General features: G+C 31.1%; 1 protein-coding gene. It reads right to left on the reverse strand.

Translation table 11 applies throughout. The features are described from left to right. Positions 1-107: 107 nt before the first annotated feature. A partial coding sequence (locus WKI42_RS10570) for a YfhO family protein (protein ID WP_368081900.1) occupies positions 108-665 on the reverse strand: 558 nt, incomplete at its 5' end.

Below are 665 nucleotides of genomic sequence, written 5' to 3' on the forward strand. Positions count from 1 at the left end.
ATTTTCCTTGCCGTTATATTAGTACTATTTATTTGTTTAGGTATGCTAGCCTATCAACCTAAGAAAATGGAAGAAGATTAAAAAAATCGACCAACTGGTCGATTTTTTTATGTCTTAGATGATTTTCGTTTGTGATTATAGATTCCAAATAGTAAAAGAGAAGTAAAGGAACAGATTGCTCCAGTAATAAAACCATTGGGAATAAAGGAAAGTGTAATAGTTCCTTTTCCCTTAGGAACGTCAACTTTCATAAAGCCAGTTTGAGCTTGTTTCATTTCTATTTTCTTATCATCTTGGTAGGCAGACCAACCTTTGTCATAAGGAATAGTGAAAAAAATAGATGTATCTTGTTGGACATCATATGTAGCAAAAACATTGTTTTTAGAAGTTGATACTGTGACAGGTTGTTCTTTAATTTTTTGAATTGCCTCAGTTAAAGTTTGGGTATCTAAACGGTAGAAGGTAGGAGATTCAAATGATACTTGTGAATTTCCAGGGAAACTAACATGAATATTAAAAGTTTTTGTATCTTTTGTATAGCCTAGATTAAAGAAGGAGAAGACATTATCAGTTGTAAAAGTTTTCTTTTCTCCATTTACAAGAATGTCAACCTTTTTTTGTTTGTCATTAGAAAAGTGAAGGTTTGTGAAAGAAAGATAAACTTG

It is taken from the genome of Streptococcus pseudopneumoniae (assembly GCF_038148935.1).
Taxonomy (GTDB): domain Bacteria; phylum Bacillota; class Bacilli; order Lactobacillales; family Streptococcaceae; genus Streptococcus; species Streptococcus pseudopneumoniae_U.